Annotated in this window: 16 protein-coding genes; 4 read left to right on the forward strand and 12 right to left on the reverse strand. The window is 71.5% G+C overall.

Annotation, left to right across the window (positions count from 1 at the left end; all coding sequences use genetic code 11):
• Nucleotides 1–16 precede the first annotated feature (16 nt).
• Entirely contained in the window at nt 17–928 is a 912-nt protein-coding gene (locus ABD297_RS06705) for a LysR family transcriptional regulator (protein WP_344254063.1), read from the forward strand.
• Nucleotides 929–1,200: 272 nt separating this feature from the next.
• Here the strand turns inward: ABD297_RS06705 and ABD297_RS06710 are convergent, their stop codons facing one another.
• Together ABD297_RS06710 and ABD297_RS06715 are read right to left on the reverse strand one after the other, a co-directional pair.
• On the reverse strand, nt 1,201–1,986 hold the full coding sequence (locus tag ABD297_RS06710; protein ID WP_344254064.1) for an oxidoreductase: 786 nt from the start codon (nt 1,984–1,986) through the stop codon (nt 1,201–1,203).
• A gap of 2 nt (nt 1,987–1,988) precedes the next feature.
• Nucleotides 1,989–2,789 (reverse strand): alpha/beta hydrolase, encoded by an 801-nt coding sequence (locus ABD297_RS06715; RefSeq protein ID WP_344254066.1) that lies wholly within the window; start codon nt 2,787–2,789, stop codon nt 1,989–1,991.
• 214 nt (nt 2,790–3,003) lie between these two features.
• On the opposite strand from ABD297_RS06715, the gene ABD297_RS06720 reads away from it, so the two are divergent.
• Nucleotides 3,004–4,014 carry a LysR family transcriptional regulator gene (locus ABD297_RS06720; RefSeq protein ID WP_344254067.1) on the forward strand — a complete coding sequence of 337 codons (1,011 nt, stop codon included), beginning with the start codon at nt 3,004–3,006 and terminating at the stop codon, nt 4,012–4,014.
• 9 nt (nt 4,015–4,023) lie between these two features.
• Here ABD297_RS06720 and ABD297_RS06725 read toward each other — a convergent pair whose 3' ends face one another.
• The gene (locus ABD297_RS06725) at nt 4,024–4,938 is read right to left on the reverse strand and encodes a hypothetical protein (protein WP_344254068.1); all 915 of its coding nucleotides are present in this window, start codon (nt 4,936–4,938) and stop codon (nt 4,024–4,026) included.
• A 120-nt stretch (nt 4,939–5,058) separates the two neighbouring features.
• Nucleotides 5,059–6,321, reverse strand: coding sequence for an amidohydrolase (locus ABD297_RS06730; RefSeq protein WP_344254069.1), 1,263 nt, complete (start codon nt 6,319–6,321; stop codon nt 5,059–5,061).
• 117 nt (nt 6,322–6,438) lie between these two features.
• Here ABD297_RS06730 and ABD297_RS06735 point away from each other — a divergent pair, with 117 nt between their 5' ends.
• Nucleotides 6,439–7,542 (forward strand): helix-turn-helix transcriptional regulator, encoded by a 1,104-nt coding sequence (locus tag ABD297_RS06735; protein ID WP_344254070.1) that lies wholly within the window; start codon nt 6,439–6,441, stop codon nt 7,540–7,542.
• 45 nt (nt 7,543–7,587) lie between these two features.
• Nucleotides 7,588–8,535, forward strand: coding sequence for a KPN_02809 family neutral zinc metallopeptidase (gene ypfJ / locus ABD297_RS06740; RefSeq protein WP_344254071.1), 948 nt, complete (start codon nt 7,588–7,590; stop codon nt 8,533–8,535).
• On the opposite strand, the gene ABD297_RS06745 is transcribed toward ypfJ, so the two are convergent.
• The 8 genes from ABD297_RS06745 to ABD297_RS06780 are packed head-to-tail and all read right to left on the reverse strand — an operon-like array spanning nt 8,528 to nt 15,612.
• On the reverse strand, nt 8,528–9,160 hold the full coding sequence (locus ABD297_RS06745; protein ID WP_344254072.1) for an acVLRF1 family peptidyl-tRNA hydrolase: 633 nt from the start codon (nt 9,158–9,160) through the stop codon (nt 8,528–8,530). The genes ypfJ and ABD297_RS06745 overlap by 8 nt on opposite strands.
• A gap of 16 nt (nt 9,161–9,176) precedes the next feature.
• A complete protein-coding gene (locus ABD297_RS06750) occupies nt 9,177–9,503 on the reverse strand; it encodes a metal-sulfur cluster assembly factor (protein ID WP_344254074.1) in 327 nt (108 codons plus the stop codon).
• On the reverse strand, nt 9,500–9,982 hold the full coding sequence (gene sufU / locus ABD297_RS06755) for a Fe-S cluster assembly sulfur transfer protein SufU (RefSeq protein ID WP_344254075.1): 483 nt from the start codon (nt 9,980–9,982) through the stop codon (nt 9,500–9,502). Before sufU ends, ABD297_RS06750 begins: the two co-directional genes overlap by 4 nt.
• Nucleotides 9,982–11,286, reverse strand: coding sequence for a SufS family cysteine desulfurase (locus tag ABD297_RS06760; protein WP_344254076.1), 1,305 nt, complete (start codon nt 11,284–11,286; stop codon nt 9,982–9,984). Before ABD297_RS06760 ends, sufU begins: the two co-directional genes overlap by 1 nt.
• A 5-nt stretch (nt 11,287–11,291) precedes the next feature.
• Nucleotides 11,292–12,068 carry a Fe-S cluster assembly ATPase SufC gene (gene sufC / locus ABD297_RS06765; RefSeq protein ID WP_344254077.1) on the reverse strand — a complete coding sequence of 259 codons (777 nt, stop codon included), beginning with the start codon at nt 12,066–12,068 and terminating at the stop codon, nt 11,292–11,294.
• Between the two features lie 3 nt (nt 12,069–12,071).
• On the reverse strand, nt 12,072–13,370 hold the full coding sequence (gene sufD / locus ABD297_RS06770; protein ID WP_425581140.1) for a Fe-S cluster assembly protein SufD: 1,299 nt from the start codon (nt 13,368–13,370) through the stop codon (nt 12,072–12,074).
• On the reverse strand, nt 13,370–14,791 hold the full coding sequence (gene sufB, locus ABD297_RS06775; protein WP_344254078.1) for a Fe-S cluster assembly protein SufB: 1,422 nt from the start codon (nt 14,789–14,791) through the stop codon (nt 13,370–13,372). Before sufB ends, sufD begins: the two co-directional genes overlap by 1 nt.
• Nucleotides 14,788–15,612, reverse strand: coding sequence for a helix-turn-helix transcriptional regulator (locus ABD297_RS06780; protein ID WP_425581141.1), 825 nt, complete (start codon nt 15,610–15,612; stop codon nt 14,788–14,790). The genes sufB and ABD297_RS06780 overlap by 4 nt, the downstream gene beginning before the upstream one ends.
• Nucleotides 15,613–15,627 lie beyond the last annotated feature (15 nt).

Below are 15,627 nucleotides of genomic sequence, written 5' to 3' on the forward strand. Positions count from 1 at the left end.
TTGCTAAAGTCGACGCATGCTCGACCTCGACCTCCGACGGCTCCGCTTGTTACGCGAAGTCAGCCGGCTCGGTTCGCTCACGGCGGCTGCGGCTGAGCTGTCCTTCACCACCTCGGCCGTGTCCCAGCAGATGACGAAGCTCGAGCACGAGATGGGGGTGGCACTGCTCGAGCGGCATCCGCGCGGGGCCGTGCTGACCGAGGCCGGGCGGGCACTGCTGCGCTACGCCGACGACATCGACCGGATCATCGAGGCGGCCCGTGCCGAGATGGACGAGTTCGCGGGGCTGCGCCGCGGCCAGCTGCGCATGGGCACCTTCCCCACGGTCGGTGCCTCGCTCATGCCCGACGTCGTGCTGGCCTTCCGTGCCCGCCACCCCGAGGTGACCGTCACCGTCGTCAGCGCCCGGCGCGCCGGCCTCGTGGACCGGCTGAAGCGTCGCGACATCGAGCTGACGCTGCTGTGGGACTACCCGTGGCAGCGGATCAAGGACGAGGAGCTGACCACCGTCACGCTGATGAACGACCCGACGCTGCTGCTCCTGCCTCGCGAGCACAAGCTCGCCCACGCCCCCGCCGTACGCGCAGAGGCCCTCCATGACGAGAACTGGATCGTCCGCGATGAGCACCCGGTTGCCGACGTCCTGCGCCGCGTCTGCCGGGCCGCGGGATTCGAACCCAGCGTTGCGTTCGCGGCGAACGACTACCAGGAGACCCAGGGCATGGTCGCGGCCGGCATCGGGATCGCCCTCGCTCCCCAGCTGGCCTTGAGCGCTCTGCGCCCCGACGTGGTCGCCGTTCCGCTCGAGAACGCGCCCAGCCGCCGGATCCTGCTGGCCCACCTCAGCGGTCGACACCTCAGCCCGTCAGCCCGGCAGGCGACGGAGGTATGCCGATCCATCGCGAGTGCGCACCTGGCGAGTACGTGACGCTCCGGCGACGGCTCGAAGCGTGTACGCGGGCGGTACCGCTCGTGCGGTCGCGAGGCGGCGCTGACCGGCAGATCCGGTAGACCGGTAGACCTACGAATCCCTGCACGTGAGCGGCCCCAGCAAAGTGCCCTGGACGTGGTCGGTCTTCTCGCCGCCAATGGGCGAGGCACACCCGCAGGGAAGCGGCGGGCCCTGGCCCGCTTGACGCACCACGCAGACACGGCGTGCCGTGCCTGCGTGGTGATCGGGTAGGTCCGGCGCTGCCGCGCTCAGGTGGTGGGGATGAGCCCACCGTCGATCGTGACGTCGGTCCCGGTGATGTTGCCGGCGACGTCGCTGGCGAGGAAGGCGACGAGTCGGCCCACCTCGTCGGGGTGGGTGAAACGACCGGTGACCGAGTCGCGGGCAGCCGCTGCGGCGACAGCCGACGGGTCACTCCCCTGCCGGGCCGCGACGGCCGCCGCGACGCCGTCGCGTCCGAGCCACAGGTCGGTCGAGACAGGACCCGGGCTGACGGTGTTGACCCGGATGCCCTGAGGCCCGAGCTCCTTGGACAGGGACTTGCTGAAGCTGCGCAGAGCCGCCTTGGCTGCGCTGTAGTCGATGACCGACGGATCGGCCAGGGTCGCGTTGACCGAGCACGTCGAGACGATCACCCCTCGACCGCGAGCGAGCATCAACGGCAGGGCCGCTCGCGTGGTGCGGACGGCCGCCATGAGGTTGAGGGTGTACGACGTGCTCCACTGCTCGTCCGTGACCGCCAGGAAGCCATCCAGCCGAGGCGACACGGCTCCGACGTTGTTGACGAGGATGTCGAGGCGTCCCAGTCCGGCGGCCGCGTCGACGACGTGCGCCGCGCCGTCCGGGTCGCCGAGGTCGACGGCCACGAAGGTGACGCTGCCCGAACGGCTCAAGGCGTCGAGCTCGGCAGAGGCATCACGTGCACTCGCGACGACCGCGACCCCCTCGTCGACGAGCACCCTGGTGATGGCGAGCCCGATGCCCTTGCTCGCTCCGGTGACGATGGCGACCTTCCCGGCCAGACCGAGGTCCACGGTCAGAGCCCGCGCTCGTCGAGCCAGCCCAGCACGGCCTTGGCGACCTCGCTCCAGCCGTCGTCGATGGTGAGCGAGTGGCCCCGACCCTCGAACTGCTTCAGCTCCGTCAGGGCGGTCGAGCTGCGGTACTGCTTGAGGGTCGAGCGGGTCACGACGTCCGGGACGGTGTGGTCCTCGAGCCCGGAGATGAGCAGCAGGGGACCGCGGGTGCTGTTGTCGGTGTCGACCGCCGCCTCGGAGTGCAGCGAGAAGTTGGCTGCGGCCGCCTGGAAGAGGGGCCTGGCCGGCGACGGGATGGTCCACCTCTCGAAGAGCGCGTCCGACTCCTCCTCGCTGACCGCGTTGCCGAACCCGAAGCGGAACTCCTTGGCGGTCAAGGAGACCGCCCGGTTGCGGTTCGCCGGGTTGCCGAGCGCCGGCAGTCCGGAGCGGAGCTGGGCGAGCGGCAACGGCAGGACGCCCTTGATCTGCGCGGGGTCGATGGCGACCGCCGCGGCGGCCTTGCCCTGCCCAAGCAGCTTCTCGGCGATGAGCCCTCCGAAGGAGTGGCCGACGAGGACCGGCGCCTCCGGGAGGCCCTCGATGATCGCCGCGTAGTGGTTCGTCACGTCGTCGATGCCGAGTCCGGCGACGTCGTCCGCCCGCTCCCGGGCCGCCTCGACGGTGTCGGCCTCCCGAGGCCAGCCCGGGGCGACGGGCGCGTAGCCCGCCTCGCGGAAGAGCTCGACCCAGGGGTCCCAGCTCGTGGCATGGAGCCAGAGGCCGTGGATGAAGACGACGGGACGCTGGTGCGCGGTCATGAGCTGCCTCTCTCCGGGTCCGCACGGACGCGGACCGTGGCGTCGCGATGGGCGACCTCCCAAGGCTGGCCGCCTGCGGCACCCCGCGTCCAAGACCCTTTGAGGACCGATCGATAACCGCGAGGAGTTCCGCCCGGCGGGCCGGGTCACTACCGTGGTGAGCCCAGGCGGGAGATGGCCCCGACTGACCAATGACGCGCCGCGGGGAGACCTGATGGAGCTGGACCTGCGCCTGGTGCGCTATTTCGTCGCGGTGGCCGACGAGCTGCACTTCGGCAGGGCCGCCGCCCAGCTCTACGTGAGCCAGCCGGCGCTCTCCCGGCAGATCCGCAAGCTCGAGGACCAGCTCGGCGAGACCCTCCTCGTGCGCGACAGCCGCCACGTCACCTTGACGGCCCGGGGGCAGCAGTTCCTCCAGGACGCCCGGCGCCTGCTCGACCTGGCCGAGAGCATGACCCAGCGCACGGCCCAGCCCGGTGTCAGCACCGCCCACGTCTTCGAGCTCTCGACGAGCCGGATGGTCGCCGACGCCTTCACCCGCGCCGAGCCGGACATCCCTCTCCGAGAGCACGCGATGGACAGCATCACGCAGCTCAACGCCCTCCTGCACGGGCGGCTCGACGTCGCGATCCTCCGGGTCACGCCGCGCATGCTGCTCGCCCACCCGAGCGGGTGGCGCCACCGGCTGCTGCGGCTGGAGCCGCTCGTGCTCATCGAGTCGGGCACCGACGCGGGCGACCTTCACGACGGCCGACCCGCCGGGGCACCGGTCGCCTCGCTGCGCGAGCGCCCCTTGCACGTCTTCGCCGACCCGCCCGACTCCGGCACCTACAGCGCCCACGGCCAGTACGTCACCGCCCTGGAGGAGCGGCTGGGTCTGCAGATGCAGTGGCTCGGCACCCCCGGCGCCTTCAGCCTGTGCGTCGCCCACGTGCAGCGCGGCCCGGTCGACGTGCGCTACCTCGAGTTCCTCAGCTATGCCGAGAAGTACGCCGAGGTGGGGATGCGCATGTCGTGGCCGCAGGAGATCCAGCCCTACTACCCGTGGTCCCTCGCGTGGCGCACCGACGACGTCGCTGCCGCGACGACCCGCCTCGTCGAGGTGGCCCTCGGAGTGGCCGACGACCACGCGTGGCTCGCCGGTGCCGAGGACCCCGAGCGGGCTCCCGCATGGATGCCCGAGGACGACCCGGCGTGGCGGGAGGTCCTCCCCCGCAGTCGGTGACGGAGCCTCTCAGGGAGCCATCGCGGCATACCCGGCGGCGCTGTGGATCGCGATCCCGGCGTACGAGGCGTAGGTCGACGCCCCCGTCTCGACCTGCGCGAGCTGCGACTCCATCGCCGTGCGGGTCCAGCCGAAGAAGGTCTGCTTCACCTCGGCGGCCGTGTCGCCGAGGTACGTCGTCTCCTGGCCGATGCGCACCGGCTTGCCCAGGGCCGAGCCGGCGGTGAGCGCGGCCGTCGCGATGTCGACGGTGCCGTCCGTGCCGGCAGCGGTGTTTCGGTAGGCCATCACGGTCACTCCCGCCGTGCGACGCATGATCTCGCGGTCCAGCGTCGACGCACCGCCAGTGGCGGTCTTGGCAGGGATCTCGTTGAACCAGAAGGGGATGTCGGCCTCGATGGGCGACGTGCCGGCGTTCGCCCGGAGCTTGTCGAGCAGTGACAGGTACTTCGCGACGACCGTCGACTGGCTCGTGGTCCACGCCGCGGTCGTGTAGGGCTCGACGTCGGTGTGGATGCCGGTGAAGAGGCCGGTGCTGCGGGCGGGCTTGAGCCAGTAGGTGACGACCCAGCTCGGGTTGTCGACCCAGCCGGGGTCGCCCCCGAGCGCGTCCACCCGGATCCCAGCCGCTCGCGCCCGCTCGGACAGCGTGCGCAGGTTGGCCAGCTGGGGCGACGTCGTGACGTTGGGCGGGACGGCGACGAAGAGCTGGCCGACGCCCGAGGCCACGGCGAGGTCGACGGTGGCCACGGGGGTGCTCGTGTCCCACACCCACATCGCCCGGGCGCTCGTCCCGGACGGGCTCGTCGCGGCGGCCGCACCGGGGGCCAGAGCCAGGGCCGCGCCCACGACCCCGGTGACCGCGAGCAGCGACACGAGGAGTCGGGCACGGCCCGTACGGGTACGACGGGGAGCGAGGCGCATGGGAGAACTTCCGGGACGGCGGATGACGACAGGGTCAATTGTCCGAAAAGCGCCAGTTGTTCGCAGGGTTTCCGCAAGATCCGCGCAAGTCGCCCGTGGCGTGTTGCGACGGGGTGCCTGTCAGGCCTTGCCCAGCCAAGTCCCGGCCGCGCCGACGAGCGCCCGGACGCCGATCTCGAGGGTCGGGTCGATGACGGGTGCGTAGAGGGGTGAGTGGTTCGACGGCACCGTGGCCATGACCGCGAGGATCCCCTCGAGGTCGTCGGCCGCGGCGAACAGCGCAGGGTCTGCACCACCGAGCAACCAGAAGACACAGGGCGCCCCGGCGGAGGTCGCCAGCACCCCGACGTCCTCACTGCCCGTGACGGGCCCGGGGTCGAGCACCCGGCCCGCACCGACGACGGCCTCCAGGGCCGGCTTGGTGCGTTCGGCGCCGGCCACGTCGTTGACGACCGCGGGCGCCTGCTCGAACGTCTCGATGACCGGCGGGCGAGGTGCGCCGGCCGCGGCCGCCTCACCCTCGACGATGCGGGTCACGGCTCCGAGCACCCGGTCGCGCACCCGGGGGTCGTAGGTCCGCAGGTTGAGGAGCAGCACGGCCTCGTCCGGGATGATGTTGGACTTCGTCCCCGCCTGCAGGGAGCCGACGGTCAGCACCGCGGTGTCGGTGCCCGCGACCTCGCGCGAGACGATCGTCTGCAGGCGCATCACCGTGGACGCCGCCATGACGACGGGGTCGACGGTGGCCTCGGGCCTGGACCCGTGGCCGCCCGAGCCGTAGAGGGTGACCTTCAGGCTGTCGGTGGCCGCGAAGGCCGGACCGGGACGCAGCCCAATGACACCGGCCGGGATGGGCGCGACGTGCTGGCCGAGGACGACGTCGGGGCGCGGCACGCGGTCGTAGAGTCCATCCTCGACCATGGCGCGGGCGCCCTTCCCGAGCTCCTCGGCCGGCTGGAGCACGGCGACGACCGTGCCGGCCCAGGAGCTGTCGGCCGCGAGGACGGACAGTGCGCCGAGCAGGCAGGTGACGTGCACGTCGTGACCGCAGGCGTGCATGACGGGGACGTCGCGACCCTCGGGGTCGACACCGCGGGCACTCGAGGCATACGCGAGCCCCGTGGCCTCGGCCACGGGCAGACCGTCCATGTCGGCGCGCAGCAGCACGACCGGACCGTCGCCGCGGCGCAGCAGCCCGGTCACTCCGGTCACACCGACGCCCTCGACGACCGTCATGCCGAGCTCGCGCATCCACGCCGCCGCGACACCCGCCGTGCGGTGCTCGGCGAAGGACAGCTCGGGGTGCTCGTGGAGGTCGCGGTAGACGGAACGGATCCGGGGCAACAGTGAGTCGAGGGCGCTCGCGCTCGCGGTGAGGGTCATGACCTGAACGTAGTGACGTGCCGCGACCTCCCTCCAGACTTCTGTCCAATGCTGGGTGGCGTCACTGCCCGGCGGTACGGTCGTGCCGTACGCCGGGCGTTCGGGGAGGTGAATCGGGTGCGCTACGACACGAGCCCGACCGCGCGTGCCCTGCTCGCGCTCGAGGCGATCCAGGACTGCCCCGGCATCACGGCCCAGCGCCTCGGTGACCACCTCGGTGTCACGGAGCGGGCGGCCCGGCGCTACGTGGCCATCCTGAGGGAGGCCGACCTGCCCATCGAGTCGGTCACCGGACCGCACGGCGGCTACCGCGTCGGCCGAGGCCTGCGCCTGCCGCCGCTGATGTTCACGGCCGCCGAGGCCCTCGGCCTCGTCATGGCCGTGCTCGAAGGGCACCGCGGAGCGGCCGACCCGACCGAGCTGGTCGGGGCCGCCCTCTCCAAGATCCTGCGCGCGCTCCCCCAGCAGGTCGCCGAGCCCGTCCGAGCCGTCCGTCGGGCCAGCGGTCCCCCGCCCGACCCCGGCCTGCGCGTGGACCCCGCCCTGACGGCTCGGCTCGTCGAGGCCTGCACGTCGTCGCGTCGGGTGCGGCTCGACTACCGCCTCGAGGACGGCCGCGAGCGGTCTATGGAGGTCGACCCGTGGGCCGTCGTGCTGCGCCACGGCCGGTGGTACCTCCTGTGCTGGTCGCACTCGGCCGACGCGCTGCGCGCCCTGCGCGTCGACCGGGTCCGCTCCGTCTTCGTCACGTCCGTGCCCTTCGGGCCGCCCGACGACCTCGATGCCCTGCGCGTCCTCGAGGAGCACCTCTCCCAGGGCTGGCGCCACGACGTCGACGTGCTGCTGCGCGCCGACCTCGCCGAGGCGTCACGATGGCTCCCCCGCAGCCTCGGGCGGCTCGAGGAGGTCGAGGGCGGCATCCGGCTGCGGGCCACGACCGACGACCCCGACTGGTACGCGCGCCAGCTCGCCGTCACCCCCCTGACCTACGAGGTCATCGGGTCTCCGGCACTCGTGCAGGCCACCGAGGACCTCGCCGCGCGGCTCGTCAAGGCGGCGGGTCGCTCGGGCGACTCGGTCGACTCAGGCCACCCGGGCGACTCATGCGACGAGGGCGGCCCGGGCGGGATGGCTCGTCCCACCGGATCGGGTACGACGCCGGAGCAGCAGCTGCACCCGCTGCAGCAGCAGACGAACACCGGTCCCCGCGCACTAGGGTGATCACGACCGGACCGGGGCTCCTCGGTCCCGACCGAGGAGCGGCAGATGAGCTTCAACGACAACGCCCAGCTCGACACCTCGCAGGTGCAGAGCGGCGGCAGCGGTGGGGGCGGCGGAGGCTTCCCCGGCGGCATCCAGGTCGGTGGCGGCATCGGCGGGCTCATCCTGCTCGTGCTCATGCTCATCTTCGGCGGCGGCAAGATCCTCGGCGGCGGTGACTCCGGCAGCAGCGCCGGCGGCCTGCCCTCGCAGCAGCTCCAGAGCGACCAGGTCGCCGCGGCCGGCCAGGTCGACCAGGGACAGTTCTCCCAGTGCAAGACCGGGGCCGACGCCAACAAGAACGACGTGTGCCTCATCGTCGCGACCGTCAACAGCGTGCAGGACTACTGGACCAAGGCGCTGCCGAAGTACCAGATGAACTACGAGCCGGTGAAGACCGTGATCTACCAGGGCCAGACGCCCTCGGGCTGCGGCACGGCCAACTCGCAGGTGGGACCCTTCTACTGCCCGCTCGACAAGAAGGTCTACGTCGACGCGAGCTTCTTCCAGGAGCTGCAGAGCAAGTTCGGGGCCGACGGCGGCCAGCTCGCGAAGGAGTACGTCATCGCCCACGAGTACGGCCACCACGTGCAGGACCTCCTCGGCATCCTCGGCCGTGCCCAGCAGGACCCGCAGGGCGCCAACTCCGGCGCGGTGCGCATCGAGCTCATGGCCGACTGCCTCGCCGGCACGTGGGTCAAGCACGCGACCGAGACGACCGACGCCAGCGGCACCCCGCTGCTCAAGGCCATCACCGAGAGCGACATCAAGTCGGCGCTGTCGGCGGCCTCGGCCGTCGGTGACGACCGCATCCAGCAGAAGATGCAGGGGCGGGTGACGCCCGAGAACTGGACCCACGGGTCGGCCCAGGCCCGGATGAGCTGGTTCACGCAGGGCTACCAGACCGGTGACATCAACCAGTGCAACACCTTCGGCGTCGCCACCGTCAGCTGAGCCCGCCCGTCCGCGGCTCGGTCTCCGCCAGCGCGAGGCGGACGGCTCGCCCGCGCCGCAGCGCGCTCTGCAGCACGTCGCGCTTGGGATCGGGCAGGTCGTAGAGCTCACGCAGCGGCAGCCCGGCGAGGGCGCGCAACGGGCTCGCGTCGAGGACCTCGCGCACGAGGGTGCGGTCGCCACCGACGACCAGACCACGGGGTATGCCGTCCGCCCCCGTGCGCGGGCTCTCGTCGTCCCCGAGGAGCACCCGTCGGGCATGGCCGACGACGGCGTCGACGAGCTCGTCGGCCTGCTTGCCACGGCGGCGCGCGAAGCGCTGCTGCGACCAGCCGCCGGCGGCCGTGCGCGACTGCACGTGGCGGGTGCCGACCTTGGACGCGGCGAACGACGCCCCGACGGCCAGGCCGACGGCATACCCTCCTCGGCGGACCAGGACGACGCCGAGGGGGTCGTGGGCGAAGGGCGTCGCGACGACGGTGGACCCGTCTGCGGCGCGTGCGGACACGACGACGCCGCCGGGAGTGCTCTCCTCGGCGGCGTCGTAGGGGCCGTGTCGCTCGGCGAAGCCCGCCATCCACCGGTCGAACCGCTCGGGGTCGACCTCGATGACGCGCGTCGTCACGGGTGTCGGTGTCGGCTCAGAGGTTGAAGCCGAGGGCGCGCAACTGCTCGCGGCCGTCCTCGGTGATCTTGTCGGGACCCCACGGCGGCATCCACACCCAGTTGATCCGGTGCGTGGTGACGAGACCCTCGAGGGCCTGCGCCGTCTGGTCCTCGATGACGTCGGTGAGCGGGCACGCGGCCGAGGTGAGCGTCATGTCGATGACGGCGTGCGACTGCGCGTCGACGGTGATGCCGTAGACGAGACCGAGGTCGACGACGTTGATGCCGAGCTCGGGGTCGACGACGTCGCGCATGGCCTCCTCGACGTCGGCCACGTTGGGCGGGGTGGTGGTTGCGGTCATGACGGAACTCCTTGCGGGGAGGGCGAACTCGTGGAAGAGATGTCGACGCCGGCTCGGGCGAGGGCGTCGGTGAAGGCGGTCCAGCCGAGCAGGGCGCACTTGACGCGGGCGGGGTACTTCGAGACTCCGGCGAAGGCCACGCCGTCACCGATGACGGCCTCGTCGCCGGCGACCTGGCCCTTGGAGGTCAGCATCGCGCGCATGGCCTCGAACGTCTCGAGCGCCTCCGAGACCGGGTGGCCGATGACCTCCTCGGCGAGCACGGAGGTGCTGGCGACGGAGATCGAGCAGCCTTGGGCGGCATACGAGATGTCGGTGACGACGGCGTCGGGTCCGGTGCCGGTGACGTCGACGCGGAGGGTGACCTCGTCGCCGCACGTCGGGTTGATGTGGTGCACCTCGGCGTCGAACGGCTCGCGCAGGCCGGCGTGCTGCGGCCGCTTCGAGTGCTCGAGGATGAGCTCCTGGTAGAGGTCCATCAGCTGGCCTGCCTCTCGGTGTCGACGCCGAAGATGACCGGCACCCGGTCGAGCGCGGCGAGCAGCGCCTCGACGTCGGCGGGCGTGTTGTGGACGGCGAAGGAGGCGCGCGTCGTCGCCGCGGCCCCGAGGGCGCGGTGCAGCGGCCAGGCGCAGTGGTGACCCACCCGCACGGCCACTCCGGCGTCGTCGAGCACCTGCCCGACGTCGTGGGCGTGGACGCCGTCGACGACGAACGCGACGGCTCCCCCTCGAGGGCTGCCGACGGACGGGCCGACGACGCGGACCCACGGACGCTCGGCGAGGCTGCGCTGCAGCTGCTCGACGAGGGCGGCCTCGTGGGCGTGGATGCGATCGATGCCGATCGCCTCGACCCAGCGCACCGCCGCGGCGAGGCCCACGGCCTGTGCCGCGTTGGGGACGCCTGCCTCGAACTTCTGGGGCGCCGGTGCGTAGGTGGAACGCTCCATGGTGACGAGCTCGATCATCGACCCACCGGTCAGGAAAGGCGGCATGACCTCGAGCAGCTCGGCCCGGCCCCAGAGGACGCCGACCCCCATCGGGCCGTACATCTTGTGCCCGCTGAAGGCGATGAAGTCGGCGCCGAGCGTCGCCACGTCGACCGCGAGGTGCGGCACGGACTGGCAGGCGTCGACGACGACGAGCGCGCCCACGGCGTGGGCCCGCTCGGCCAGCTCCGTGACGGGGTTGACGGTGCCGAGCACGTTGGAGACGTGCGTGAAGGCGAAGACCTTGGTCCGCTCGGTGAGCAGGTCGCCCAGCCCCGACAGGTGGAGCGCGCCGTCGGCGCCGACCGGGACCCAGCGCAGGGTCGCGCCCGTGCGACGGGCGAGCTCCTGCCAGGGCACGAGGTTGGCGTGGTGCTCCATCTCGGTCACGAGGATCTCGTCACCGGGACCCAGCACGAAGCGCTCGTCCTTCGGCTCGTCGGTCGGGGCCGCGTTGGAGAAGGCGTAGGCCACGAGGTTGAGCGCCTCGGTCGCGTTCTTCGTGAAGACGACCTCGTCGGCGGGAGCCCCGATGAACGAGGCCACCGTCGCGCGGGCGGCCTCGAAGTCGTCGGTGGCCTCCTCGGCGAGCTGGTGCGCGCCGCGGTGGACCGCGGCGTTGTGCTGCTCGTAGAAGGCGCGCTCGGCGTCGAGCACGGTCGTCGGCTTGTGCGACGTCGCGCCCGAGTCGAGGTAGACGAGCGGCCGCCCGTCGCGCACGGTGCGCGCCAGGATGGGGAACTCACCGCGGATCGCGGCGAGCTCCCCCTCCGTCAGGGGCCGGACGTCGGCCATCTCGCTCAGACCTCCACCGTGGCGGCGGGGGCCGCGGTGAGGTAGCGGTCGTAGCCCTCGTCCTCGAGGCGGTCGGCCAGCTCGGGGCCGCCCTGCTCGACGACCTTGCCGTCGACGAAGACGTGGACGAAGTCGGGCTTGATGTAGCGCAGGATGCGCGTGTAGTGCGTGATGAGCAGCACGCCGAGGTCGCTCGAGTCCTTGGCGCGGTTGACGCCCTCGGAGACGATCTTGAGCGCGTCGACGTCGAGGCCGGAGTCGGTCTCGTCGAGGATGGCCACCTTCGGCTTGAGCAGCTCCATCTGGAGGATCTCGTGCCGCTTCTTCTCGCCGCCGGAGAAGCCCTCGTTGACGTTGCGCTCGGCGAACACGGGGTCCATGCGCAGGTTGCCCATGGCCTCCTTGACGTCCTTGACCCACGTGCGCAGCTTGGGCGCCTCGCCGTCGATGGCCGTCTTGGCCGTGCGCAGGAAGTTGCTGACCGTCACGCCGGGGACCTCGACGGGGTACTGCATCGCGAGGAAGAGGCCGGCGCGGGCGCGCTCGTCGACGCTCATGGCGAGGACGTCCTCACCGTCGAGCGTCACGGTGCCGCCGGTGACGGTGTACTTGGGGTGGCCGGCGATGCTGTAGGCCAGCGTCGACTTGCCGGAGCCGTTGGGCCCCATGATCGCGTGGGTCTCCCCCGACTTCACGGTGAGGTCGACCCCGCGCAGGATCTCCTTGGGGCCGTCCTCGGTCTCGACCGAGACCGTCAGTCCCTTGATCTCGAGCGTGCTCATGGGTCAGTTCTCCTTGTTGGTGCTGGGGATGCTGGGGGTCTGCTGGGTGGGAGCGGCGTATGCCGTCGACGCGAGCTCCTCCTCGATCGCCGCGGTGATCTCGTCGCGCAGGTCGGCGAGCGGGATCTCACGGATGATGTCGGCGAAGAAGCCGCGGACGACGAGCCGTTTGGCCTCGTCCTCGGTGATGCCGCGCGACTGCAGGTAGAACAGCTGGAGGTCGTCGAAACGGCCTGTCGCAGAGGCGTGCCCGGCGCCCTCGATCTCGCCGGTCTCGATCTCGAGGTTCGGCACCGAGTCGGCGCGGGCGCCGTCGGTCAGGACGAGGTTGCGGTTGAGCTCGTAGGTGTCGGTGCCCTCGGCCTCGGCGCGGATGAGCACGTCGCCGACCCACACGGTGCGCGCGGTCTCGCCCTGGAGCGCACCCTTGTAGGTGACGCGGCTCTTGCAGTGCGGCGCGTTGTGGTCGATGTACGAGCGGTGCTCGAGGTGCTGACCGGCGTCGGCGAAGTAGACGCCGAGCAGGGTCGCGTCCCCGCCGGGGCCGGCGTAGCGCACGTTGGCGTTGACGCGGACGACCTCGCCGCCGAGGCTGACCGAGAGGTGCTTGTAGTGCGCGTCGCGCCCGACGAGGGCGTCGTGCTGCGCGAGGTGCTGGGCGTCGTCGGCCCAGCGCTGCACGGACACGACCGTGAGGTCCGAGCCGTCGCCGGTCACGACCGAGACGAGCTGGGAGTAGCGCGCCGAGCCGGTGTGCTCGACGACGACCGTCGCCTTGGAGAAGCGCCCGGCCCGCACCACGAGGTGGCCGTGCACCGGCTCGCCGCCCTGGCCGACGAGCGAGAGCCGCACGGGCTCGTCGAGCTCGGCGTCGGCGGGGATGTCGAGCAGCAGGGCGCCGTCGGCGGCTGCTCCGGCAACGACCGCAGCGCGGTCCTGGGGCGGCAGGATGCCGAGCCCCTGGGCCTGCTCGGCCGTGACCGTCGAGGTCGTGACGCCCTCGGGCAGCTGCGTGCTCCAGTCGAGGCGACCCGTCGCCCCGTCGCCGAGCAGGCCGACGACCTTCTTGACGGGCGTGAAGCGCCAGTCCTCCTCGCGGCCGGTGGGCACCGGGAAGTCGGCGACGTCGAACGACGCCGTGCGCTCGGCCCGCGACTGGTCGGGCACGAAGGCCGCGGCGGAGTCGGTGTGGGCGCTCGCGCCGGGCAGGGTGGCGGTCGTGCTGGGGGCGGCGTCGGGCACCGTGGTCTCGCTCTGCTGGGTCTCGGGGTTGTCGGTGGTCGTGTCAGCCAGAAGGCCCATCAGCCGACGGCTCCTTCCATCTGCAGCTCGATGAGGCGGTTGAGCTCGAGGGCGTACTCCATCGGCAGCTCGCGCGCGATCGGCTCGATGAAGCCGCGCACGATCATCGCCATCGCCTCGTCCTCGGCCATGCCGCGCGACATGAGGTAGAAGAGCTGGTCCTCGGACACCTTGGAGACGGTGGCCTCGTGGCCCATCGAGACGTCGTCCTCACGGATGTCGACGTAGGGGTAGGTGTCGGAGCGGCTGATCGTGTCGACGAGCAGCGCGTCGCAGCGCACCGTCGAGGCGGAGTGCGAGGCGCCCTCGAGCACCTGCACGAGACCGCGGTAGCTCGCGCGGCCACCGCCACGGGCGACCGACTTGCTGATGATCGAGCTCTTGGTGTTGGGCGCCGCGTGGACCATCTTGGAGCCGGTGTCCTGGTGCTGGCCCTCGCCGGCGAAGGCGATCGAGAGCGTCTCGCCCTTGGCGTGCTCGCCCATGAGGAAGACGGCGGGGTACTTCATCGTCACCTTGGAGCCGATGTTGCCGTCGACCCACTCCATCGTCGCGCCGGCCTCGCAGGTCGCGCGCTTGGTGACGAGGTTGTAGACGTTGTTGGACCAGTTCTGGATCGTCGTGTAGCGCACCCGGGCGTTCTTCTTGACGATGATCTCGACGACGGCGGAGTGCAGCGAGTCCGACTTGTAGATCGGGGCCGTGCAGCCCTCGACGTAGTGCACGTAGGAGCCCTCGTCGGCGATGATCAGCGTGCGCTCGAACTGGCCCATGTTCTCGGTGTTGATGCGGAAGTAGGCCTGCAGCGGGATGTCGACGTGGACGCCCTTGGGGACGTAGATGAACGACCCGCCCGACCACACGGCGGTGTTGAGCGCGGCGAACTTGTTGTCGCCGGCGGGGATGACCGTCGCGAAGTGCTCGCGGAAGAGGTCCTCGTGCTCCTTCAGCGCCGTGTCGGTGTCGAGGAAGATGACGCCCTGGGCCTCGAGGTCCTCGCGGATCTGGTGGTAGACGACCTCGGACTCGTACTGCGCGGCGACGCCGGAGACGAGGCGCTGCTTCTCGGCCTCGGGGATGCCCAGGCGGTCGTAGGTGTTCTTGATGTCCTCGGGCAGGTCGTCCCAGGTGGCGGCCTGCTTCTCGGTGGACTTCACGAAGTACTTGATGTTCTGGAAGTCGATGCCCGTGAGGTCGGAGCCCCAGGCCGGCATGGGCTTCTTGCCGAAGAGGCTGAGGCTCTTCAGGCGCAGCTTGGTCATCCACTCGGGCTCGTTCTTGCGGGACGAGATGTCGCGCACGACGTCCTCGTTGAGCCCACGACGCGCCGTGGCACCGGCCACGTCGCTGTCGGCCCAGCCGTACTCGTAGGTGCCGATGCCCTTGAGGCCGGGGTTCAGCTCTTCGATGTGGGTGGTCATGAGGAACCTTCCTTGACGTGCGTGAGCGTGTCGGTGGTGCTCGTACGAGGCGGGGCAGCCTCCGGGTCAACACCCGGGGGCGGCATGGTCTTCCGTGGACGGGTGGCGATCCCACCGGTCGGGACGAAGGTGGTGCAGACGTGGTGGCCGCCCGCGAGGGTCGCGAGGCGCTGGACGTGGACCCCGAGCAGGCGCGAGAACGCGTCGGTCTCGGCCTCGCAGAAGGCCGGGAACTCGGAGGCGACGTGCTGGACGGGGCAGTGCCCCTGGCACAGCTGGACGCCGGTCAGGCCGCCGGCTCCGACGGGGCGGGCGGTCGCGGCGAAGCCGTCCTCGCTCAGCGCCTCGACGAGGGCCGCGGTGCGGTCGGCGGGTGCGTCGCCCGCGGCGTCGAGCCGAGCGGCATACCGCTCCTCGAGGGCCGCGACCCGGCCCCGGGCGAAGTCGCCGACGGCGGCCGGCCCCGCGTTGGCCTCGAGGTAGCGGAGCACCTCGACGGCCAGCGAGTCGTAGTCGGCCTCGAGGGCGCTGTGGCCGGCGTCGGAGACGACGTAGGCGCGTGCGGGTCGGCCGCGCCCGCGACGACCGCTCGTGGGCTCGTGGGGCACGACGGCCCCCTGCTCGACGAGGGCGTCGAGGTGGCGGCGGACCGCGGCCGGTGTCAGGTCGAGGTGGCGTCCGAGCTCGGCGGCGGTGATCGGACCGTCGGCCGAGACCATGTGGAGCACCCGCGAGCGCGTGCGCGACTCGAGCGGCGAGACGTGCTGGACGTCCTCGCCGTCCTTCGTCTCACGCGGTGCGTGCTCTCCGATAAACACCACACCATTGTGACGTAA

Source organism: Terrabacter carboxydivorans (assembly GCF_039532035.1).
In the GTDB taxonomy this organism is placed as follows: domain Bacteria; phylum Actinomycetota; class Actinomycetes; order Actinomycetales; family Dermatophilaceae; genus Terrabacter; species Terrabacter carboxydivorans.

Coding starts and splice junctions, on each gene's coding strand:
- ABD297_RS06730 (WP_344254069.1), bottom strand. CDS start 6,321: ATGACCCTCACCGCGAGCGCGAGCGCCCTCGACTCACTGTTGCCCCGG.
- ABD297_RS06750 (WP_344254074.1), bottom strand. CDS start 9,503: ATGACCGCAACCACCACCCCGCCCAACGTGGCCGACGTCGAGGAGGCC.
- sufB (WP_344254078.1), bottom strand. CDS start 14,791: ATGACCACCCACATCGAAGAGCTGAACCCCGGCCTCAAGGGCATCGGC.
- ABD297_RS06725 (WP_344254068.1), bottom strand. CDS start 4,938: ATGCGCCTCGCTCCCCGTCGTACCCGTACGGGCCGTGCCCGACTCCTC.
- ABD297_RS06705 (WP_344254063.1), top strand. CDS start 17: ATGCTCGACCTCGACCTCCGACGGCTCCGCTTGTTACGCGAAGTCAGC.
- ABD297_RS06715 (WP_344254066.1), bottom strand. CDS start 2,789: ATGACCGCGCACCAGCGTCCCGTCGTCTTCATCCACGGCCTCTGGCTC.
- sufU (WP_344254075.1), bottom strand. CDS start 9,982: ATGGACCTCTACCAGGAGCTCATCCTCGAGCACTCGAAGCGGCCGCAG.
- ABD297_RS06720 (WP_344254067.1), top strand. CDS start 3,004: ATGGAGCTGGACCTGCGCCTGGTGCGCTATTTCGTCGCGGTGGCCGAC.
- sufD (WP_425581140.1), bottom strand. CDS start 13,370: ATGGGCCTTCTGGCTGACACGACCACCGACAACCCCGAGACCCAGCAG.
- ABD297_RS06760 (WP_344254076.1), bottom strand. CDS start 11,286: ATGGCCGACGTCCGGCCCCTGACGGAGGGGGAGCTCGCCGCGATCCGC.
- sufC (WP_344254077.1), bottom strand. CDS start 12,068: ATGAGCACGCTCGAGATCAAGGGACTGACGGTCTCGGTCGAGACCGAG.
- ypfJ (WP_344254071.1), top strand. CDS start 7,588: ATGAGCTTCAACGACAACGCCCAGCTCGACACCTCGCAGGTGCAGAGC.